The organism is Micromonospora sp. ALFpr18c (assembly GCF_008868155.1).
Taxonomy (GTDB): Bacteria; Actinomycetota; Actinomycetes; order Mycobacteriales; family Micromonosporaceae; genus Micromonospora.
The window spans coordinates 1-1652 of record NZ_WBKR01000381.1; the positions used below are offsets into that span (position 1 = coordinate 1).

At 71.9% G+C, this 1652-nt stretch carries 2 protein-coding genes; one reads left to right on the forward strand and one right to left on the reverse strand.

The window, feature by feature from the left end:
• Positions 1–17 precede the first annotated feature (17 nt).
• Positions 18–248, reverse strand: coding sequence for a hypothetical protein (locus F8271_RS31240; RefSeq protein WP_151493366.1), 231 nt, complete (start codon positions 246–248; stop codon positions 18–20).
• 241 nt (positions 249–489) lie between these two features.
• Here F8271_RS31240 and F8271_RS31245 point away from each other — a divergent pair, with 241 nt between their 5' ends.
• Positions 490–1599, forward strand: a complete 1110-nt coding sequence (locus F8271_RS31245; protein ID WP_151493367.1) for a MoxR family ATPase — start codon at positions 490–492, stop codon at positions 1597–1599.
• Positions 1600–1652 lie beyond the last annotated feature (53 nt).

The following is a 1652-nucleotide window of genomic DNA, read 5'->3' on the forward strand; positions in this document are numbered from 1 at the left end:
AGCCGGTGGGTCGCCGCTCACACGTCGAGCGTAGGCGATCCGGGCACTTCAGCGACGGCACGCAGGAAGCCGCGAGCCTCCAGGAAATCACCGAGGCTGCCCCGATGCTCCTCGCAGGCGAGCCAGGTCTTTCGGCGCTCGGCGTCGTGCAGGCGCGGATTGTTCCACTTCAGGGCCCACACGGCGGGGGCGCGACAACCCCGGGCCGAGCAGACCAGGGGCTCGTCGGCAGGGGAGGGGATGCTCATCCCGGCCAGTCTAGGGCGGCGGGACGGAGGGCTTGAGCGCCGGGCGGCCACGGGGGGAGCCGCCCGGCGACGGGGTGAATCGTACACGCGGCGGACGGGTCCGTGTCCACCCGTGACGCGCGATTCGGCTGCTGAGGACGGCGCGGCAAAAATCGGCTTCTCCCCACCTCGACACTCAGGAAGGCGTGCGAGTCTTGATACCGCACCAGCCGCGACGACCGACAAACGCTGTGGAGGACCGGTGGCCCAGCCGACCATGCCCGACGCCCCGACGCCGAACGGGGCGTCGGCCCCGGAGAAACCCGCCCCGGCGACCACACCCGCGCAGGACGCCACTCTGCTGGAGAAGGCGCTGTTCGAGATCAAGCGGGTGATCGTCGGGCAGGACCGGATGGTGGAGCGGATGTTCGTCGCGCTGCTCGCCCGCGGCCACTGCCTCCTCGAAGGGGTTCCCGGGGTGGCCAAGACCCTCGCCGTGGAGACCCTCGCCAAGGTCGTCGGCGGGTCCTTCGCCCGGGTGCAGTTCACCCCGGACCTGGTGCCGGCCGACATCATGGGCACCCGGATCTACCGGCAGTCGAGCGAGAAGTTCGACGTGGAGCTGGGCCCGGTCTTCGTCAACTTCCTGCTCGCCGACGAGATCAACCGGGCTCCGGCCAAGGTGCAGTCGGCGCTGCTGGAGGTGATGAGCGAGCGGCAGGTGTCCATCGGTGGGGAGAGCCACCGGGTGCCCGACCCGTTCCTGGTGATGGCCACCCAGAACCCGATCGAGCAGGAGGGCGTCTACCCGCTGCCGGAGGCGCAGCGGGACCGGTTCCTCATGAAGATCGTCGTGGGCTACCCCACCGACGCGGAGGAACGCGAGATCGTCTACCGGATGGGCGTGGCCGCGCCGGAGCCGACGGCGGTCTTCGACACCCCCGAGCTGATCGCCCTGCAACGCAAGGCCGACCAGGTCTTCGTGCACAACGCCCTGGTCGACTACGCGGTGCGTCTGGTGCTGGCGACCCGCGCCCCGGCCGAGCACGGCATGCCGGACGTCGCCCAGCTGATCCAGTACGGGGCCAGCCCGCGCGCCTCGCTCGGCCTGGTCCGGGCCACCCGCGCCCTGGCGCTGCTGCGCGGACGCGACTACGCCCTGCCGCAGGACGTGCAGGACATCGCCCCGGACATCCTGCGGCACCGGCTGGTGCTCAGCTACGACGCGCTCGCCGACGACGTGCCGGCCGACCACATCGTGCACCGGGTGATGTCCACCATCCCGCTGCCGGCGGTCGCTCCCCGCCAGCAGGCCACCGCATCGCCGACCGTCGCGCCGCCGGGCGCCGGATGGCCCGGGCAGCGCCCGTGACCTCACCCACCCCTCGTCCCGCCCCTCTCGGCGACCGCAGCGAGGCGGTGCTG